The following is a 19,096-nucleotide window of genomic DNA, read 5'->3' as shown; positions in this document are numbered from 1 at the left end:
CCAATGACTTGCGTCATGGGGCCGGCAAGCCGAAGGCCTGAGAATGGGGCATTGATTCCGATAGAAGAGCCTTGCCATGCCCCACGCCGCGTCCACTTCAGCCACTGATTCGACGGCAGCCCCTTCCGAGGACGACATCAGACGGCTGGTCCACCGGTTCTACGCCCGGGTGCGCCAGGACGAAGTGCTGGGGCCCATCTTCAATGCCCGGGTGACGGATTGGGACCATCACTTGGAGATGTTGTGTGATTTCTGGTCCGCGCTGGTGCTGGGCACGGGCCGCTTCAAGGGGGCGCCGATTCCCGCGCACGCCCGGATTCAAGAGCTGTCCTGGCCCTTGTTCCAACGTTGGTTGGCGCTGTTCCACGGGACGTCCGCGGAATTGGGTTGTCCCGCATTGCAGGTCAAGGTCGACGCCATGGCCGAACGCATCGCCGCCAAGCTGTGGAGCGCCTGGCAGCAGCGCTCGGCCGTGTCCGGCCTGCCCGAGACGCTTCCCGAGGGCGTGCTGCCCTATAAGGACAGCCCGGTATTCACCCCTGAGAATCTGCCGGCCGCGCTGCGGGCGGCGCATGCCACGAAGGCCGGCACATGGGGGCTGCTCAAGGTGCAGGCGGGCGTGGTGCGATTCACGCTGGACGACCCGCCTTGCACTGAGGTCGTGCTGGCAGCGGGCCAGCAGGTGGTGATCGAGCCGCAGGTGCGCCACCATGTGGCGTTCGAGTTGCCGGGCAGCTTCCAGATCACGTTCTGCCGGGCCTGAGGCAGGCTGGGATGCCTGCCCAAGCCCTCGTGAATCTGGTATTTCGTAAGCGTTTTGTGCATGACGCACGAGTCCCGGCCTGGGGATGCTACGCTAGCGTAGACGAAATAGGACGTGCGAATCATTCGCATTTGAGATATTATGTTGGGCTTGTACCGGTCAGCAGGCGTCACCCATTTCGTGCGCGTCTTTTCCTGGCTGGCCGGATAAGTCAATGCACCCTGGCTGATTCATGCCTAGTTTTCAACGCGGTTGGAATTCTTCTTCGCCGTCTTCGTTTGGTATACGTGCAGGCGCTGGCCTGGCGGTAGTCGCACTTCACGCGGCTGTGATCGGAGCCATTTTCATGGCTCCCGAAAATCGTCCAGAATTGGAGGAGCCCGAGGCTGTGATGGTCAGTCTGGTGGATGCACCCATCCCGCAGATCGCCAAGGCCGAGCCCACCCCGGAAGTGCCTCAACCGGTGGTTGAGCCGCCGCCCGAGCCCCAACCCGAGATCGAGCCGGAACCCGAGCCCGAACCCGAATTGAAGCCCGAGCCCGAGCCGGAACCCGAACCCGTGGTCGAGAAGCCGCCGATGCCGGCGCCCAAGCCCAAACCGAAGCCTAAGCCCAAGCCTCAGCCCAAGCAGGAAGTCAAACCCGAACCCAAGCCGGAAACGCCGCCTCCGCAGACGCCTCCCGCCGGTGCGACAGACGGCGCCCAGGCCTCGCAGAGCCCGCAGCAAGGGCCGCCGCCGGATCAGCCGATCCTGGTGTCGAGCATTGAGTTCCAGGGGGCGCGTCCCATGCCCAGCTATCCGATGGCTTCACGCCGGATGCGGGAAGAAGGCCGGGTGCTGGTGCTGGTGGAAATCAATACGCAGGGTCTGGTGGACCGTGCGTCGATCGATACGTCGTCGGGCTTCCCGCGACTGGACGAATCGGCGCTCGCCGCCGCCCGCAAGGCCAAGTTCAAGCCCTATACCCGTAATGGCGTGGCCTATCCCGCCAAAGCCAAAATTCCGTTCGATTTCGTAATGAGGAACTGAGATGTCCAACGCACTGCATAGCGCCACCCTGGTGGCGCAGGCGACCACCAGCCCGGCAGCGCCGGCGGCTGCCGGCGCCGTTGCGCCCGCCGCCGCCGCGGCTGCGCCCGCAGCCCAACAAGCTGCCACGACTGCTGGCGGTGTCGTCCAGCAATCCGCGGACGCGCTGCACAGCGCCGCCGCCGCGTTGCCGTCGCTGCCGCCGGCTCCTGCCGCCGTGCCCGACATGGGGTTCCTGCACTTTGTCGCCCAGAGCGACTTCGTGGGCAAGAGCCTGTTCATCATCCTGATCCTGATGTCGCTGGTGACCTGGTACCTGATTCTGGTCAAGGCCGCCAGCAATGTCAGCATGCGCAAGCGCTCGGCCGACTTCCTGAACAAGTTCTGGAATGCCAGCTCGCTTGAGCAGGTTGAAAACGAAATCGTCACGCACGGCGCGCGCGATCCGTTCTCGCACCTGGCCAGCCACGCGATGCATGCCCAGGCACATCACAACAAATTCGGCGCGACCAAGCTGGAAGAGGCCGGTTCCAATACCGATTTCGTCACGCGCACCATGCGCAAGGTCATCGACGAAGAAACCGCCAAGCTGGAAAACGGCCTGACGGTGTTGGCATCGGTGGGTTCGACGGCGCCCTTCGTTGGCCTGTTTGGCACGGTCTGGGGCGTCTACCACGCTCTGGTGGGCATCGGCCTGTCTGACGGCGTGACCATCAACCGCATCGCGGGTCCGGTGGGCGAAGCCCTGATCATGACGGGCCTGGGCCTGGCGGTGGCCATTCCCGCGGTGCTGGCGTACAACACCTTCGTGCGCAACAACCGTGTGTTCCTGTCGCGCCTGGATGCGTTTGCCCATGACCTGTTCGCGTTCCTGACCACCGGCCAGCAAGTTGCGCTGTCCGACGGCAAGGTGCGCGCCCTGCGTCGCCAGAACGGTAACGGCGCCGTGGCTCAACGCGGGAGCGAATAATGGCCTTTGGCAGCTTCGAGGGTAAAGGGTCCGGGAGCCATACGGTTTCCGAGATCAACATGGTGCCCCTGATCGACGTCATGCTGGTGTTGCTGGTGATCTTCATCATCACGGCGCCGCTGCTGGCGCATTCGATCAAGATCAACATGCCCCAGGTGGCCGCCGAGCAGATCGAGGAAGAACCCAAGACCGTGGACCTGGCGATCGATGCCAGCGGCGCGCTGTTCTGGGATGAAAAGCCGGTCAATATCGATGACCTGCCGAATCGCTTCAAGTCGATCGCCGGCACCAAGCCGCAACCGGAAATCCGTATCCGCGCCGACCAGAACACCCGCTACGAAACGCTGGCCAAGGTCATGGCCTCGGCTCGCCGCTCCGGGATGTCGCGTATTGGATTCGTCACGACGCCGCCTTCCGGCGCTCCCGCTGCCGAAGCGCCGGCAACCGGTGCCGCTACCGGTGGGGCAACCCCGGCGCCTGCCGGGGCACCGTCCGGCCGGTGAACGATTCCTGGAAAGGGGGCGCATTTCGCGCCCCTTTTTTTTCGGATCGCGCTAGAATCGCGGCATGCGAGTTCTGGTAATCGAAGACGACACCACCCTGGGCCATGCGCTCCAGGAATTCCTGGCCGACCAGGGGTATGCGGTCGACTGGCTGACTGAAGGCGACCGTGTCCTGGGCGCTTTGGCTGGCCAGCCGTACGACCTGATGCTGCTCGACCTGAATCTACCCGGCATGAGCGGGCTTGATGTGCTGCGGCAACTGCGCCAGGACGGCAATCAGGTCCCCGTGCTGATCCTCACCGCGCGCGACGGCATCGAAGACCGCGTCGCGGGCCTGGATGCCGGGGCCGACGACTACGTCACCAAGCCTTTTGAACTGCCCGAGCTGGCGGCGCGCGTGCGCGCCTTTGGCCGGCGCCGTGCCGGCCAGGCGCAGCCGCTGATCGAAGTGGGCCCCCTGGTGTTCGACACGGTTGGCCGTGAAGTCCGCGCCAATGGCCAGCGGCTGTCCTTGTCCGTGCGTGAGCTCTCCGTGCTGGAGATGCTGATGGCCCGAGTGGGCCGCGTCGTGACCAAGCGCCAGATCGTCAACTCGCTGTCCGCCTGGGATGCCGACTTCAGCGAAAACGCCGTCGAAGTCTATGTGTACCGCTTGCGCAAGCGCCTGGAAGGCACGGGTGCCAGCATTCAGACGGTGCGTGGCTTCGGCTACATGCTGGATGTGGAAACGGCCTGACGGGCCGGTCGCGGCCGGCAAGCGTCGGCTGCGCACTTCCATCCGCTTAAGCGAGGGTATCGCGTCATGACGCACGAACGCACTCCTTCCGCGCCTCCGGCAACCCGCCCCTTGCTTCCCTCCCGCTCCCTGGCGCGGCATCTGGTGATCCGCCTGATGCCGCCGATCCTGCTGCTGGTCCTGCTGGACCTGGCGGCCACCTGGGTCATTACCCACAAAATCGACATGTCGCTCTGGATGCTGGAAGATTTCTTCTGGCTGATGGTGGTGGGGCAGGTGGCACTGATCGCCTTGTTCACCTGGGTGGTCGTGCAGGGCGTGCGCTCCGGGCTGCGATCCGTGAACCATCTTTCCGAAGAGATCCGGCAACGTTCCATCGACGATATGCAGCCGTTGGAAGTGGCGGGCGTGCCGGTGGAAATCGAACCCCTGGTGACCCACACCAATGATCTGCTGCTGCGGCTGGATGCCTCGTTGGCGGCACAGCGCCGCTTCATCGGGCATGCCGCGCACCAGTTGCGCACCCCCTTGTCCGGCCTGAGGCTGGAATCCGAACTGATGCTGGCCCGTCCCTTGCCGGATGATGTGCGGGCACGCGCGGAACGCATCAAGGCCGTCAGCGACCGCATGATCCGGCTGGGCCAGCAATTGCTGGTGCTGGCACGCGCCGACCCCAATGCCCGTCCGCAGGACAGCTTTGTGCGCATCGACCTGTGCGAATGGGTGCGGGCAAATGGCGCGGAGTGGTTCCCGAGGGTGCGCGAGGCGCGCTATGAACTGGACCTGGTGGCGCCGGACGCGCCCATCTGGATTGATGCCGACCCGTTGCTGTTGGCCGAATTGCTGGGCAACCTGATCGACAACGCCTTGCGTTACGGCAACGAGACCGGCCGCATCACCCTGATCGTGGGTGCGAACCCGCCGTCCCTGACGGTCGAGGATGACGGCCCGGGTATTCCGCCCGATGAGCGCGACCGCGTGTTCGAGGCCTTCTACCGGTCGCCTACCGCCACGGCGGGCGGCTCCGGCCTGGGCCTGGCGATCGTGCGCGAAATCGCGCATGCGCATGGCGCCTGGTGGAAGCTGACCAGCCGCCCCGATTTTTCCGGCACACGGCTATCCGTCGTGTTCCCCGGCCCCCGCAAAGGGGCTCAACTTACTCGTCAAGAACCTACATCATGAGCCAAGCCACGGCGGGTGTTCCTTCATCGCCTGGCGCCCACGCGGGCGGCGCGCATGCGCCTTCGTCGCGCGCGGCGCTCATCATGGGAGCGTTGGGCGTGGTGTATGGCGACATCGGCACCAGCCCGCTGTATACCTTGCGGGCCTGCCTGACGGGCCTGAGCGTGCACACCGACCTGGAGCCGGCCCATTTGCTGGGCGTGCTGTCCATCCTGTTCTGGATGTTGATGGTGGTGGTGTCGTTGAAATACGTGACCCTGGTGCTGCGTGCCGACAACCGTGGCGAAGGCGGCACGCTGGCGCTGCTGGAATTGGCCGTGCGCGCGCGCGAGGGCAAGATGCGCTGGGTGCTGATCGTGCTGGGGATTTTCGGCGCGGCGCTGTTCTATGGCGACAGCATGATCACGCCTGCCATTTCCGTGCTGTCGGCGCTGGAAGGCATCGGCATTGTGTCGCATACGCTGGATAGGTGGGTGGTGCCGATCGCGCTGGTGGTGCTGGTGGCACTGTTTGCGATCCAGTCGCACGGAACCGGCGTGATGGGCAAGCTGTTTGGCCCGGTGATGCTGGTGTGGTTCGGCACGCTGGCCGCCTTGGGCGGTTGGCAGATCTGGCAGACGCCAGAAGTCTTGTCGGCGCTGAACCCGATGTGGGGGCTGCGCTTCATTGTTGAATTCCCGTTGATCAGCTTCGTGCTGCTGGGGGCGGTGGTGCTGGCGCTGACCGGCGCCGAGGCGCTGTATGCCGACATGGGTCATTTTGGCCGCCCCGCGATCCGCAGCGCCTGGTTCAGCATGGTGCTGCCGGCGCTGACGCTGTGCTATTTCGGCCAGGGCGCGCTGTTGTTGCGCGACCCCACGGCGATCCGCAACCCGTTCTTCATGATGGCGCCCGAGTGGGGGCTGGTTCCGTTGGTGGCGCTGGCGACCATCGCGACGATCGTGGCATCCCAGGCGGTGATTTCCGGCGCCTATTCGGTGACGCGCCAGGCGGTGCAACTGGGCTTTTGGCCGCGGATGCAGATTCTGCATACGTCGGCGGTCGAGAAGGGCCAAATCTATCTGCCGCAGGTCAATGCGCTGCTGCTATGCGCCGTGCTGGTGCTGGTGCTGTTGTTCCGCAATTCGGACAACCTGGCTGCCGCCTACGGTTTCGCGGTGACGGGCACGATGCTGACGACCTCGGTATTGGCCTTTGCGGTGCTGCCGCGCGGCACCACGGGGGTAAAGCGCATGCTGTGGTTCACGGTGCTGGGCTTGTTGCTGTTGTTTGACGTGCTGCTGTTTTCGGCCAACGTGTTCAAGATTCACGAGGGTGGCTGGCTGCCGCTGCTGGTGGCGATCGTGGTGTTCACGCTGATGATGACGTGGCGTCGTGGCCGGCGCCTGCTGTCCGACATGCAACATCGTGATCGCCAGCCGCTGAAGGAATTCATGGAGCAGCTGGAGGAATATCCGCCGTCGCGCGTGCCGGGCACGGCGATTTTCATGACGATGAATTCGGGCAATGTGCCGCCGGCGTTGCTGCACAACCTGAAGCACAACAAGGTGCTGCACGACCATGTGCTGTTCCTGACGATCCTGGTGGCGGATGTGCCGTATATCTCGCCGGAAGAGCGTTTTGTGGTGAAGAAGTTGTCGGCGTCCAGCTGGACCGCGACGGTGAACTACGGGTTCAAGGAAGATCCCGATGTGCCGGAAGCGTTGCGGCTGGTGGCGGAGGCTTATCCGGAATTGGATCTGGAGCCGATGCGGACGTCGTATTTCCTGTCGCGGCAGACGGTGGTGGCGGCAAGAAAGCCGGCGCTGTGGCGCTGGCGGCGTGCCGTGTTTTCGTTCATGGCCAGGAATTCCACGCGCAGCACCAAGTTCTTCAAGATTCCCGCGAATCGGGTGGTGGAGATGGGGATGCAGGTCGAGCTGTAGGCTGGCTTCTTGTGGGGCGTTTGAGGTGCTATTGACGCCCGTCGCGCGGGCGGCCCGGGATGCTCGGGCCAACGATTGCGGTGCGGAGCCTTCGCTCCGAACTTCCCCGTCGTCATCTTCGTCTTCGCCTTCGGCGATTCCTTCAGATTCCCTCGGGCTTATTGACGCCCCTCGCATCCCGGGCCGCCCACGCGACGGGCTGCATTGGCGGAAACTGGCCGTCTGCGGGGGCGATTGGTTTGCTTAGGGCTCGCGCCCAGGGTTGAGCGGGAATGGAACGTCTTGTGGGGCCCGCTCCGCGCCGGCCGCGCGGGCGGCCTTGCGAAGCTTACGCGGCGAGGATGCGTTGGCGTGATGACGCTTCGCGTGTGGGTCGAGCCCGCGCCAATGAAGCATCGTAGGATGGGTGTAGCGCGAGAAGACGCTGATAAGCACACCGGCATCCATCGCGCGCAACCCATCAACAACCCCTCTGCATCAAGCACGACCCCACACCAAAAAAAATCCCCTCGAACCATCGAGGGGATTTTTGCCAGGCCTGGAAGAATTACTTCTTCTTGCCGTCGTCCTTCAACTGCGGCAGCGACGTGCCGCTGGAGGCCAGCAGGCCGGTCTTCACGTAGGTGAAGAGCTTTTCGCGGGTGTCGACGATGTCCAGGTTGCGCATGGTCAGTTGGCCGATGCGGTCTGCCGGGGTGAAGGGGGCGTTTTCCACCTTTTCCATGGACAGGCGCTCAGGCGCGTACGTCAGGTTGGCCGATTCGGTGTTCAGCAGCGAATAGTCATTGCCGCGGCGCAGTTCGATCGTGACTTCGCCGGTGATGGCGCGGGCAACCCAGCGCTGGGCGGTTTCGCGCAGCATGATGGCTTGCGGGTCGAACCAGCGGCCTTGGTACAGCAGGCGGCCCAGCTTGCGGCCGTTTTCGCGGTATTGCTCGATGGTGTCTTCGTTATGGATGCCGGTGACCAGGCGTTCGTAGGCGATGAACAGCAGGGCCAGGCCCGGGGCTTCGTAGATGCCGCGGCTCTTGGCTTCGATGATGCGGTTTTCGATCTGGTCGCTCATGCCCAGGCCGTGACGACCGCCGATGCGGTTGGCTTCCAGCAGCAGTTCGACCGGGTCGCTGAATTCCACGCCGTTCAGGGCGACCGGTTGGCCTTCCTCGAAGCGGACGGTGACTTCTTCGGCCTTGACGGCCACGTCATCGCGCCAGAACGCCACGCCCATGATGGGCTTGACGATGCGGATGCCGGAATTCAACTGTTCCAGATCCTTGGCTTCGTGGGTGGCGCCCAGCAGGTTGGAGTCCGTCGAATAGGCTTTTTCGGCCGACATCTTGTAGTCGAAGCCGGCTTGGCGCATGTATTCGGACATTTCCGAACGGCCGCCGAGTTCGTCAATGAAGCGCTGGTCAAGCCAGGGCTTGTAGATCTTCAGGTCCGGGTTGGTCAGCAGGCCGTAGCGGTAGAAACGCTCGATGTCGTTGCCCTTGAAGGTGCTGCCATCGCCCCAGATGTTGACGTTGTCTTCCTTCATGGCGGCCACCAGCATCGTGCCGGTGACTGCGCGGCCGATGGGGGTCGTATTGAAGTAGGTGATGCCGGCGGTCGAAATGTGGAACGCGCCCGCTTGCAGGGCGGCGATGCCTTCGGCCACCAACTGCGCGCGGCAGTCGATCAGGCGGGCATTTTCGGCGCCGTAGGCCAGCGCCTTGCGGGGGATTTCGTCGTAGTCGGACTCATCGGGCTGGCCCAGGTTCGCCGTGTAGGCGTACGGAATGGCGCCGTTGTTGCGCATCCACAGGAGCGCTGCGCTGGTGTCGAGGCCGCCGGAAAAGGCGATGCCGACCTTCTGGCCGGTGGGAAGGTTCGGGAGGATAGTGGTCATTGTTTGAGGTGAGACGCCAACAGGACTTTGACAGCAACGAGCCGCCAAACAAGAAAGGTAACCGGTATTTTAACTCTTTTGACCGGGGCGGGCGGAGTCGGGGGCGGCGCAAGGCATCCGTCCCCCGGGCAGCGCCGAACCTGTCCGTTTTGTCAGGATGCGGACAGCGTGGGGTCCCGGAGGCATTTCTACAGTGGAGCCGTATTCACTGTAGGCCGGGCATCCGGCGCCACGAATGAACCACGGAAACCGCATCGGGCCGCGTTGGGCGGTGGCAGGGCTGACCCTCGCCTTGGCGCTGGCCGGCTGCGCCGTCGGACCTGATTACTCGCGTCCGGCGATGGACTTGCCGGACGCCTACAAAGAGGCCGGCCCCTGGAAACCGGCCGAACCGGGGACGATCGATAGCAATCTGCATTGGTGGGAAGCGTATGGGGATCCCCAGCTGAACACCTTGGTCGAGGCGGCCAATGCTGCCAACCAGACGATTCAGCAGGCGCAGGCGCAATATCGTCAGGCGCGTGCCGTGGCGGATGCGGCACGGGCGGGATTCTGGCCGACCGTCGGCGTCAACGCATCGGCGGGCAAGGCGCGGGCCAAGACCAATGGCGTGACGGCGGTGTCCAACAGCTACGCCGCGGCGATCGATGTGTCCTGGGAACCCGACCTGTGGGGTGGTGTGCGGCGTCAGGTCGAAGCCAGCGATGCGTCGACGCAGGCCAGCCAGGCCAATCTGGCCGCGGCACGTCTCAGCATTCAAGCCGCCTTGGCGCAGGATTACCTGCAACTGCGCGCGGTGGACCGCGAGAAGGATCTGTATGCCCGCACGCTGGACGCCTACACGCGCACGCTCAAGCTGACGCGCAGCCAGTACGACGCGGGCGTGGCGCTGCGTTCGGACGTGGCGCAGGCCGAGGCGCAACTGAAGACCGCAGAGGCCCAATCCATCGACCTGGATGCCACCCGCAGCCAGCTGGAACACGCGATCGCCATCCTGACGGGGCGGGCGCCGGCGCAGTTCAGCCTGGCGCCACTGCCGGCCAGCCAGCCCTGGATGTTCCACGTTCCCCCGGTGCCCACCGGCCTGCCATCCGACCTGCTTGAGCGGCGACCGGACATCGCGTCGGCCGAGCGCAACGTGGCATCCGCCAACGCGGGCATCGGGGTGGCGCGTGCCGCGTATTTCCCATCATTGGTGCTGTCGGCAAGCGGAGGTTTTGGCGCCGCCAGTTTCGCGCAATGGTTCAACGCGCCTGGCCGCGTCTGGTCGCTGGGCGCGCTGCTGGCCGAGACCGTCTTTGATGGCGGCTTGAGGAAAGCGCGCGACGCGCAGGCCGTGGCGGTGTTCGACGCCAGCGCGGCCCAGTACAAGCAGACGGTGCTGGGTGCCTTCCAGGAGGTGGAGGACAACCTGTCCACGCTGCGGGTCCTGGATGGGGAGGCGCGCGCGCAAGACGAAGCGGTGGCCGCATCGCGATTGAGCGAGCAATTGGCCCTGGCGCAGTATCGCGCCGGCACCACCACATTCTTGACGGTCGCGGTCGCGCAAGCGCTGACCTTGTCCAACGAACGCACGGCGGTCCAGTTGCGAGGCCGCCAAATGGTGGCCAGCGTGGCACTGGTCAAAGCCGTGGGCGGCGGCTGGAACGCCGACGCCCTACAGACCCCGGATACGCAAGCGCTTGCGGTTGCGACCCCCTCCACCAAAAAGAACGAGTAAGTCCATGGATAAGGCGGTGACTTCCCTTGAGCGGCGTCCGGTATGGCGGATGGGCGTCGTGGTGCTGGCGGTGGTGGCATGCGCGCTGGCGGTGTGGCTGTTCCTGCGGGGCCGCACGGCTCCGCCTGCCGCGCCCGAGCCCATCGTGCCGGTGGCGACAGCGCTGGCGCAACAGCAGGACGTGGCGCGCTATCTGACTGGCGTGGGCACGGTGACGGCGGCGGCCAGCGTGACCGTCAAGGCACGAGTGGATGGGCAACTGGACAGCGTGGGCTTTGTCGAAGGCCAGGATGTCAAGGCCGGGCAGGTGTTGGCCAATATCGATCCGCGCGCCTTGCAGGCGCAGCTGGCTCAGGCTCAGGCGCAGCGCGCGAAGGATCAGGCGACGTTGTTGAACGCCCGGCTGGACCTGCAACGTTATACCCGGCTGCAACGCGAGGATGCCGCCACGCAACAGACGCTGGATGCGCAGCGTGCGCTGGTGGCGCAGCTGGAGGCGGCAACGCAAACCGACGATGCACAGATCAGCTATGCCAAGGTGCAGTTGGATTACACGCGCATCGTGGCGCCGATTGCGGGCCGGGTGGGCGCGCGGTTGGTGGACCCCGGCAATATCGTGCATGCGGCCGATGTGAATGGCCTGGTCGTGATCAACCAGATCGACCCGATCACCGTGCTGTTCTCGTTGCCTGAAGAGGCGGTACCGGCGATCAACGCCGCCATGGACCGGGGCCAGTCTTTGCCCGTCGTAGCGTATGCGCGAGACAGCAATCAGCCGCTGGAAACCGGAGCGCTGGTCCTGCTGAACAACCAGATCGACACCACGACCGGCACGGTGCAGCTCAAGGGCCGTTTCGACAATCCCCGGCATCGGCTGTGGCCTGGGCTGTACGTCAACGCGCGCCTGGTGCTGGATGCGCACGAAAGCGCGCTGACCGTGCCGGCCGCCGCCGTGCAGCGTAGCCAGACCGGCACCTATGTGTATGCCGTGGACGGCAATGGCGTGGCGCAGCCTCGGCCCGTGAAGGTCGAGCGGATGCAAGAGGGCATGGCGATCATCCAGGACGGGCTGTCCGCGGGGCAGCGCGTGGTGGTGGACGGGCAGTACAAGCTGAAGCCGGGTAGCAAGGTGCGCGAACTGGTCGCCGCTTCAGCCGCCGCCGGGAGCGCAAAATGAGTATCTCGGCCAGTTTCATCAAGCGGCCGATCGGCACGTCGCTGCTGGCGCTGGCGATCTTGCTGGTGGGGATCGCGGCGTGGCCGCTGCTGCCCGTGGCGCCGCTGCCCCAGGTGGATTTCCCGACGATCCAGGTGCAGGCGAATCTGCCGGGCGGCAGCCCCGAGACGATGGCGTCCAATGTGGCGCAGCCACTGGAACGGCAGTTTTCGCTGATCGCCGGCCTGTCGCAGATGACCTCCGTCAGTGCGATCGGCACGACGCAGATCACCTTGCAGTTTGACCTGAACCGCAGCATTGATTCAGCGGCGGTGGACGTGCAGGCGGCCATCAATGCCGCCACCGGCCAGTTGCCTGCCAACCTGCCGAATCCGCCCACGTTCCGCAAGGTCAATCCGGCGGATGCGCCGATCATGGTGATGGCGGTGCAGTCCGATACGCTGCCGCTGATCCAGGTGAACGATTTTGCCGACAACATCCTGGCGCAGCAGATTTCGCAGATTTCCGGGGTGGGGCTGGTGAACATTGGCGGTCAGCAAAAGCCTGCGGTGCGCATCCAGGTGGACCCGGGAAAGTTGTCGGCCCTGGGCCTGAGCCTGGAAGACATCCGTGGCGTGATCGCCACCACCACGGTCAATCAACCCAAGGGCACCATCGACGGCGCCCGCCAGAGTTTTACGACCTATACCAACGACCAACTGCTGTCGGCCGCGCAGTGGGGCGACATGGTGCTGGCGTATCGCAACGGCGCACCGATCCGGGTGCGCGATGTGGGCGTGGCGGTGGACGGGCCCGAGAACACCAAGCTGGCGGGCTGGGCCTATGCGGGCAAGGCTTCGCCGCCTGACAACACGATCACCAACGGCCGTTCGATCGTGCTACAGATCAGCAAGCAGCCGGGCGCCAATGTGATCGAAACGGTGGATCGCATCCGCGCGGCGCTGCCCCGGCTGGAAGCCTCAATTCCGCCGTCGGTGCATGTGAACACCATCATCGACCGCACCCAGACGATCCGCGCGTCGGTGCAGGATGTGGAATTCACGCTGACGATCACCATCCTGTTGGTGGTGCTGGTGATCTTCCTGTTCCTGCGCAATGTGGCGGCCACGCTGATTCCATGCGTGACGGTGCCGCTGGCGCTGATGGGCACCGCCGCCGTGATGTATGTGGTGGGCTTCAGCCTGGACAACTTGTCGCTGATGGCGCTGACGATTGCGGTCGGCTTCGTGGTGGACGACGCCATCGTGATGCTGGAGAACGTGTATCGGCATGTGGAAGCCGGCATGTCGCCGATGGAGGCCGCCTACAAGGGCGCTGGCGAAATCGGCTTCACCATCGTGTCGATCTCGGTGTCCCTGATCGCGGTGTTCATTCCATTGCTGCTGATGGGCGGCATCGTCGGCCGGCTGTTCCGGGAGTTTGCCGTGACGGTGACGTTGGCCATCGTGGTGTCGGTGCTGGTGTCGTTGACGTTGACGCCGATGCTGTGCTCGCGCTACTTGAAGAACCATCACGGCGAGCGCCACGGCCGGCTGTATCAGTGGTTCGAGCGCGGCTTCGACGCCATGCTGCATGGCTACGAGCGTGGACTGAAACTGGTCTTGCGGCATCAGTTCGCCACGCTGTGCGTGTTCCTGGCGACGGTCGCTTGCACGGTGGCGTTGTTCCTGGTGATCCCGAAGGGCTTCTTTCCACAGCAGGACACGGGCTTCATCTTCGGCTTCGCGGAGTCGGCGCAGGATTCTTCCTTTGCGCTGATGAACCGGCGCATGATCCAGATGGCCGAGGTGATTCGTCAAGACCCGGACATCGCCAGTTTCGGGTTCAACGGCAGTCAAAGCACCTACAACACCGGCAACTTCTACATTGGCCTGAAGCCCAAGGATGAGGGGCGCACGGCGTCGGCCGACGAGGTGATTGCCCGGCTGCGTCCGCAACTGGCCAAGCTGGAAGGCGTGACGCTATTCATGCAGGCAGGGCAGGACATCAATGTGGGCGGACGCTTGTCGCGCACCCAATACCAGTACACGCTGACGGATTCCAACCTGGACGAACTCAACGTCTGGGCGCCGAAATTGCTGACGGCGTTCCGTGGCCTGCCACAGCTGACGGATGTGGCCTCCGACCAGCAGAACGCGGCGGCCACGGCTTCCTTGACCATCGACCGGGCGCGGGCCTCGTCATTCGGCATATCGCCGGCGCTGATCGACGCCACGATCTACGACGCGATCGGCCAGCGCCAGGTGGCGCAGTATTTCACGCAGATCAACAGCTACCACGTCATCCTGGAAGTGACGCCAGCGTTGCAGCAGGATCCCAGCCTGTTCTCCAAGCTGTATCTGACGTCGCCGCTGACCGGGCAGCAAGTGCCGTTGTCCACCTTCGTGAAGCTGGACACGGATAAGACCGCCTATCTGTCCATCAGCCACCAGGGCCAGTTCCCGGCCGTGACCATTTCGTTCAACCTGGCGCCAGGGGCGTCGCTGGGCGACGCGGTGCAGGCAATCCAGCAGGCGCAAAGCCAGATGGGTGCGCCGGCCAGCTTGGCGGGCGCGTTTCAGGGCACGGCCAAGGCCTTCGGCGATTCGCTGTCGACGCAACCCTACTTGATCGCGGCGGCGCTGATCGCGGTGTATATCGTGCTGGGGCTGCTGTACGAAAGCTATATCCATCCGCTGACGATCCTGTCGACCTTGCCGTCCGCGGGGGTCGGGGCGTTGCTGATCCTGATGGCGGGCGGCTATGACTTGAGCGTGATCGCGCTGATCGGCATCATCCTGCTGATCGGCATCGTGAAGAAGAACGGCATCATGATGATCGACTTTGCGCTGACCGCGGAACGCCAGCACGGCATGGCGCCGGCCGAGGCCATCTACCAGGCTTGCGTGTTGCGCTTCCGCCCCATCATGATGACGACCATGTGCGCGCTGCTTAGCGGCTTGCCGCTGATGCTGAGCCATGGACAAGGGTCGGAGCTGCGTCGCCCGTTGGGCTATGCCATGGTGGGCGGCCTGATTGTTTCGCAGGCGTTGACCCTGTTCACGACGCCCGTGGTCTATCTGTACCTTGACCGGGCGCACTATTGGTACATGGAACGCAAGGCGGCGCGGGCGGCCCGGAAGGCGGCTCGCGCGGGCGGTGAAAATTCCGCCGTCATCGCGCCGCCGAGCGAACTTGGGTCAAAATAGGGGTCAACCGTAAGGTCTTGCGGGGCGGCACATGAAAATCCTGATAGTCGAAGATGAACTGAAGACGGCGGATTACCTGCGCAAGGGCCTGGGAGAGCAGGGCTGTGCGGTCGACGTCGCGCATAACGGCATCGACGGCCAGCATCTGGCTCTGGAGCACGACTACGACGTGATCGTGCTGGACGCCATGTTGCCGGGCATGGACGGCTTTGCGGTGCTGCGGTCCCTGCGTACCGTGCGGCAGACGCCCGTCATCATGCTGACCGCCCGGGACGGAGTGGAAGACCGCATCCGCGGCCTGCATGACGGGGCGGACGATTACCTGGTCAAGCCCTTTTCCTTTCTTGAACTGCTGGCACGCTTGCAGGCATTGACCCGCCGTGGCCGAGCGCAAGAACCCGTGCAACTGCGCATCGGGGATTTGCAGATCGACCTGATCAGCCGCAAGGCCTGGCGGGCGGGCACGCGCCTGGATCTGACCGCCAAGGAATTCGCGTTGCTGGCGGTGCTGGCCCGCCGCCAGGGCGAGATCCTGTCCAAGACGGCGATTGCCGAATTGGTCTGGGACATGAACTTCGACAGCAACGTCAACGTGGTGGAAGTGGCCATCAAGCGGTTGCGCGGCAAGGTGGACGCGCCGTTCGACCGGCGCTTGCTGCATACGATCCGTGGCATGGGCTATGTGCTGGAGCTGCGCGATGACGGCGCCGTGGAATGAGGGCGTCCCGGTGAGATCCTCGTTGAAGTTCTCGCTGAAATCCCGGTTGGTGGTCTTGTACGCGGTGGCGGCGGCCGCAACCTTTGCCCTGACGGGGGTGGCGTTGTACGGGGTGCTGGAGCGCCAGCTTGACCGCATTCAGCAAGATGCGCTGCGCACCACGGCGCAGGAAGTCAGCTATTCCCTGACCCGCAGCGTCGACGCCGAGCGCTGGGGCCGTTTCAAGACCAAGCTGGATACGTTGACGCCGGCCGATGGCAGCCTGCGTTTCTGGGTGTTGTCGGATGACCCCGCTTATGAGTACGGCAAGGGGCTGGCCGATATCAGCAGCCTGGAGCGCTCCCGCGACGGCTTCGGCAAGATCACCTTGCCGGATCGCGAGGACGTGTTGCGCACCTTGACCCTGACCGTCGATGCGAGTCAGGCCCGGCCGCAGGTGCGCCTGATCGTCGGCATGGATTCGGCGCCCTACGCACACACGTTGCGCTATCTCCTGTGGGCAATGGCGGGCTTGTCGTTGACGGCCATCCTGCTGGTGGCATTGCTGGGATTCTGGGTGACGCGGGTGGGCCTGCGGCCGTTGAACCGTCTGTCGGCCGAGGCGCGCGCCTTGCGGCCCAGCGCCTTGTCGCAGCGCTTGAGCATGGCCGAGCTGCCGGTGGAACTGGAAGACCTGGCCACGTCGTTCAACGGCGCGCTGGCCCGGTTGGAAGGGGCCTACAACCAGCTTGAAGCCTTCAATGCCGATGTGGCGCACGAGTTGCGCACGCCAGTGACCAATCTGATCGGACAGACCCAGGTGGCCTTGTCGCGTCGCCGCAGTTCGGACGACTTGCAAGAGGTGCTGCAATCCAACCTGGAAGAGCTGGACCGCTTGCGGGCCATGATCAACGACATGCTGTTCTTGGCGCGCGCCGACCAGGGCGAGGCCGCCACCGGACGGATACACGCCGTGTTGGCGGACGAAGTCGGCAAGACGGCCGAATTCTTCGAGTTCCTGCTGGACGAGGCAGGCATGCGGGTGCGCATCGATGGCGACCGCCAGGCCAGTGCGCTGATCGACACGGCCTTGTTCCGGCGTGCCGTGACCAACCTGCTACAGAATGCGATTCAGTATTCCGCGCCAGGGGCGGAGATCTCGGTCGCCATTCAGCGGCAAGGCGAGATGCTGGAGGTGGCCGTCAGCAACGCCGGGCCGCCTATCGCGCCGGAGCATCTGCCGCATCTGTTCCAGCGTTTCTATCGCGTGGACGCGGCGCGGCGCGGTGACGGGTTGGAACACAGCCACGGTTTGGGGCTGGCCATCGTGAAGGCCGTGGCCGCCATGCACGGCGGCGGGGTGTCCGCCAGCAGCGAGGGCGGGACGACGCGCATCGCCTTCAGCGTGGACGCGCGGCCTTCGCGCCGGGCAGGACAGACCTAAGCCGTCGGCGCGAACAATTCGCCCAGTTCCAGTTGGCGAATCAACTGGCCGGTGGCCGTGGCCAAGCGGGTGGCCGGGCGGTGGCGGGCGCTGGCCAGCACCAGGTTGTTGGTGATCCTGGGCGAGCCGATGTCGCAGAGCGACAGTGGGTGTTCGGCGGCGGGCCCCCGGGCGGCGGAACGCGGCAGGATGGCGTAGGCATCGCCTTGCGCGGCCAGTTCCACAATGGTCTGTACGGCATCCACCTCGGCGGCCACTTTCAGGCGCACGCCCTGTGCGCGGCAGACGCTTTCCACCAGGGTTCGGATGGCGTTGGGCAAGCTGGGCAGCACCAGGGGGTAGTCGCCCAAGCGTGCCACAGTGACGCGGGCCGGCAGGGGCGGCTGGTGGCCGGCTGCGGCGGCCAGCACCAGGTCTTCCCGGAATAGTGATTCATAGGCCAATTGCGGAGAAGGGGCAGGGTCGTAGAGCAGCGCCAGATCCACCCGGCCGGCCAGCAACCATTCGCGGACCTGGGCGCTCAGGCCTTCCGCCACGGCGATCGATGCATCGGGGAAGCTCTTGCGGAACGCTTGCACCAATGGGGGCGTCAGCACGCGGGCGATGCGCGGGGGCAGGCCCACCACGACCTTGCCGGTTGGGGTTTCACGCAAGGTCTGCAAGTCTTCCTTGGCGCGTTCGGCCAGAGTCAGCAGGGCGCGCGCGTGCTCCAGGAAGCGCAAACCGGCTTCCGTGGGCTCGGCTCCCCGGCCGTTGCGATACAGCAGATGCTGGCCCAGTTCCAGTTCCAGCAGACGCACTTGCCGGCTGAGCGTGGGCTGCGCCACGTCCAGCATCTCGGCGGCGCGTGAAAAACTGCGCCGCTCCGCGACCCTGACGAAGTACTCAATCTGCTTCAGATCCATGGGATATTTAATTTATGCATATCTGAAATCAAAGATATAGCATTGTTTGGCAGCCTGCAATCCGGGACGATGTTGCTTTCACCGCTGGAATCCGCCCGTGCCCGATTGCCGTCCCCCGCTTGCGTCTCCGTCCCGCCCTCGTCATGTGCTGCCCGCCGGCGCTTGCGATACGCATTGCCACGTCTTCGGACCCGGCGATGTGTTTGCCTACGCCGAAGGCCGCTCCTATACGCCGCCCGATGCGCCTTACGCGAAGATGGCGGCCTTGCATGCGCACCTGGGGGTGGAGCGCGCGGTGGTGGTGCAGGCCAATTGCCATGGCTCGGACCACAGCGCCTTGCTGGACGCCCTGGCCCAAAGCGGCGGCCGTTATCGAGGCGTGGCGCTGCTGGGGGCGGATGCCACGGCGGCGGGCGTCAAGCAACTGCATAACGGCGGCGTGCGCGCCGCACGGTTCAATTTCGTGCCGCACCTGGGCGGTGCGCCGGCCCCCGCCGTGTTCGACCGCGTTATCTCCCTGATCGCGCCGCTGGGCTGGCACGTGTGCCTGCATCTGGATGGCGCGATGCTGCCCCAGCTGTTGCCGCGCCTGCGTGCGCTGCCGGTGCCATTCGTCGTGGACCACATGGGCAGGCTGAAGGCCGCGGATGGGCTGGAGTCGCCCGCGATGCGCGCCTTGCTGAGCCTGGCCGATGTGCCGCAGGCGTGGGTCAAAGTGTCGGGCATCGACCGCATCGCGTCCGGCCAGCGTCCGTTTGCCGAAGGTATCCCCTTTGTCCGCGCGTTGGCCGAGGCCATGCCGGACAGGACCTTGTGGGGCACTGACTGGCCGCATCCGAATGTGGCGGGCGACATGCCCGACGATGGCGAATTGGTGGACACGTTCTTTGAAGCGTGCCCGGACGCCGGGCTGCGCCAGCGCGTGCTGGTGGACAACCCGGCACGGCTCTACGGATTCTTGTAGTCGG

15 protein-coding genes are annotated in these 19,096 nt (G+C 64.9%); 13 read left to right on the top strand and 2 right to left on the bottom strand.

Features of this window, described 5'->3' with window-relative positions; translation table 11 throughout:
• The first annotated feature begins 76 nt into the window (after nt 1-76).
• The 7 genes from HV753_RS30320 to HV753_RS30290 all read left to right on the top strand — a co-directional run bounded on the left by HV753_RS30320 (nt 77) and on the right by HV753_RS30290 (nt 7,109).
• Nucleotides 77-763, top strand: coding sequence for a TehB-like domain-containing protein (locus tag HV753_RS30320; RefSeq protein ID WP_175178272.1), 687 nt, complete (start codon nt 77-79; stop codon nt 761-763).
• A 232-nt stretch (nt 764-995) separates the two neighbouring features.
• Nucleotides 996-1,793, top strand: coding sequence for an energy transducer TonB (locus HV753_RS30315; protein ID WP_175178271.1), 798 nt, complete (start codon nt 996-998; stop codon nt 1,791-1,793).
• A gap of 1 nt (nt 1,794) precedes the next feature.
• Complete coding sequence (locus HV753_RS30310; RefSeq protein WP_175178270.1) at nt 1,795-2,763, top strand: MotA/TolQ/ExbB proton channel family protein; 969 nt, start codon at nt 1,795-1,797, stop codon at nt 2,761-2,763.
• The gene (locus HV753_RS30305; RefSeq protein ID WP_175178269.1) at nt 2,763-3,266 is read left to right on the top strand and encodes an ExbD/TolR family protein; all 504 of its coding nucleotides are present in this window, start codon (nt 2,763-2,765) and stop codon (nt 3,264-3,266) included. The genes HV753_RS30310 and HV753_RS30305 overlap by 1 nt, the downstream gene beginning before the upstream one ends.
• A gap of 64 nt (nt 3,267-3,330) precedes the next feature.
• Nucleotides 3,331-4,002: a response regulator transcription factor gene (locus HV753_RS30300; protein ID WP_006218435.1), complete on the top strand. Its 672-nt coding sequence runs from the start codon at nt 3,331-3,333 to the stop codon at nt 4,000-4,002.
• 66 nt (nt 4,003-4,068) lie between these two features.
• Nucleotides 4,069-5,184, top strand: a complete 1,116-nt coding sequence (locus HV753_RS30295) for a sensor histidine kinase (protein WP_246288427.1) — start codon at nt 4,069-4,071, stop codon at nt 5,182-5,184.
• A complete protein-coding gene (locus HV753_RS30290; RefSeq protein ID WP_175178268.1) occupies nt 5,181-7,109 on the top strand; it encodes a potassium transporter Kup in 1,929 nt (642 codons plus the stop codon). The genes HV753_RS30295 and HV753_RS30290 overlap by 4 nt, the downstream gene beginning before the upstream one ends.
• A gap of 547 nt (nt 7,110-7,656) precedes the next feature.
• On the opposite strand, the gene argG is transcribed toward HV753_RS30290, so the two are convergent.
• Nucleotides 7,657-8,997, bottom strand: a complete 1,341-nt coding sequence (gene argG / locus HV753_RS30285; protein WP_006224929.1) for an argininosuccinate synthase — start codon at nt 8,995-8,997, stop codon at nt 7,657-7,659.
• Nucleotides 8,998-9,232: 235 nt separating this feature from the next.
• On the opposite strand from argG, the gene HV753_RS30280 reads away from it, so the two are divergent.
• The 5 genes from HV753_RS30280 to HV753_RS30260 are packed head-to-tail and all read left to right on the top strand — an operon-like array spanning nt 9,233 to nt 17,223.
• Nucleotides 9,233-10,717, top strand: coding sequence for an efflux transporter outer membrane subunit (locus HV753_RS30280; protein ID WP_175178267.1), 1,485 nt, complete (start codon nt 9,233-9,235; stop codon nt 10,715-10,717).
• Nucleotides 10,718-10,721: 4 nt separating this feature from the next.
• Nucleotides 10,722-11,894, top strand: coding sequence for an efflux RND transporter periplasmic adaptor subunit (locus HV753_RS30275; protein ID WP_175178266.1), 1,173 nt, complete (start codon nt 10,722-10,724; stop codon nt 11,892-11,894).
• Nucleotides 11,891-15,082 carry an efflux RND transporter permease subunit gene (locus HV753_RS30270; protein WP_175178265.1) on the top strand — a complete coding sequence of 1,064 codons (3,192 nt, stop codon included), beginning with the start codon at nt 11,891-11,893 and terminating at the stop codon, nt 15,080-15,082. Before HV753_RS30275 ends, HV753_RS30270 begins: the two co-directional genes overlap by 4 nt.
• 31 nt (nt 15,083-15,113) lie before the next feature.
• Nucleotides 15,114-15,800, top strand: coding sequence for a heavy metal response regulator transcription factor (locus HV753_RS30265; RefSeq protein ID WP_175178264.1), 687 nt, complete (start codon nt 15,114-15,116; stop codon nt 15,798-15,800).
• Nucleotides 15,801-15,822: 22 nt separating this feature from the next.
• Nucleotides 15,823-17,223 (top strand): heavy metal sensor histidine kinase, encoded by a 1,401-nt coding sequence (locus tag HV753_RS30260; protein ID WP_175178284.1) that lies wholly within the window; start codon nt 15,823-15,825, stop codon nt 17,221-17,223.
• Here the strand turns inward: HV753_RS30260 and HV753_RS30255 are convergent.
• Nucleotides 17,220-18,128, bottom strand: a complete 909-nt coding sequence (locus tag HV753_RS30255; RefSeq protein ID WP_175178263.1) for a LysR substrate-binding domain-containing protein — start codon at nt 18,126-18,128, stop codon at nt 17,220-17,222. The two genes, HV753_RS30260 and HV753_RS30255, sit on opposite strands and share 4 nt — an antisense overlap.
• 97 nt (nt 18,129-18,225) lie before the next feature.
• Here HV753_RS30255 and HV753_RS30250 point away from each other — a divergent pair, with 97 nt between their 5' ends.
• The gene (locus HV753_RS30250; RefSeq protein WP_175178262.1) at nt 18,226-19,092 is read left to right on the top strand and encodes an amidohydrolase family protein; all 867 of its coding nucleotides are present in this window, start codon (nt 18,226-18,228) and stop codon (nt 19,090-19,092) included.
• Nucleotides 19,093-19,096 lie beyond the last annotated feature (4 nt).

The sequence above is a fragment of the Achromobacter pestifer genome (genome assembly GCF_902859625.1).
Taxonomy (GTDB): domain Bacteria; phylum Pseudomonadota; class Gammaproteobacteria; order Burkholderiales; family Burkholderiaceae_B; genus Achromobacter; species Achromobacter pestifer.
Note: the sequence above shows the minus strand (reverse complement) of the source record. Positions and strands in the feature narration are given on the sequence as shown.

Excerpts from the sequence above, each read along its gene's own strand:
- HV753_RS30320 (WP_175178272.1), top strand. The coding sequence starts at position 77 with ATGCCCCACGCCGCGTCCACTTCAGCCACTGATTCGACGGCAGCCCCT.
- HV753_RS30315 (WP_175178271.1), top strand. The coding sequence starts at position 996 with ATGCCTAGTTTTCAACGCGGTTGGAATTCTTCTTCGCCGTCTTCGTTT.
- HV753_RS30310 (WP_175178270.1), top strand. The coding sequence starts at position 1,795 with ATGTCCAACGCACTGCATAGCGCCACCCTGGTGGCGCAGGCGACCACC.
- HV753_RS30305 (WP_175178269.1), top strand. The coding sequence starts at position 2,763 with ATGGCCTTTGGCAGCTTCGAGGGTAAAGGGTCCGGGAGCCATACGGTT.
- HV753_RS30300 (WP_006218435.1), top strand. The coding sequence starts at position 3,331 with ATGCGAGTTCTGGTAATCGAAGACGACACCACCCTGGGCCATGCGCTC.
- HV753_RS30295 (WP_246288427.1), top strand. The coding sequence starts at position 4,069 with ATGACGCACGAACGCACTCCTTCCGCGCCTCCGGCAACCCGCCCCTTG.
- HV753_RS30290 (WP_175178268.1), top strand. The coding sequence starts at position 5,181 with ATGAGCCAAGCCACGGCGGGTGTTCCTTCATCGCCTGGCGCCCACGCG.
- argG (WP_006224929.1), bottom strand. The coding sequence starts at position 8,997 with ATGACCACTATCCTCCCGAACCTTCCCACCGGCCAGAAGGTCGGCATC.
- HV753_RS30280 (WP_175178267.1), top strand. The coding sequence starts at position 9,233 with ATGAACCACGGAAACCGCATCGGGCCGCGTTGGGCGGTGGCAGGGCTG.
- HV753_RS30275 (WP_175178266.1), top strand. The coding sequence starts at position 10,722 with ATGGATAAGGCGGTGACTTCCCTTGAGCGGCGTCCGGTATGGCGGATG.
- HV753_RS30270 (WP_175178265.1), top strand. The coding sequence starts at position 11,891 with ATGAGTATCTCGGCCAGTTTCATCAAGCGGCCGATCGGCACGTCGCTG.
- HV753_RS30265 (WP_175178264.1), top strand. The coding sequence starts at position 15,114 with ATGAAAATCCTGATAGTCGAAGATGAACTGAAGACGGCGGATTACCTG.
- HV753_RS30255 (WP_175178263.1), bottom strand. The coding sequence starts at position 18,128 with ATGGATCTGAAGCAGATTGAGTACTTCGTCAGGGTCGCGGAGCGGCGC.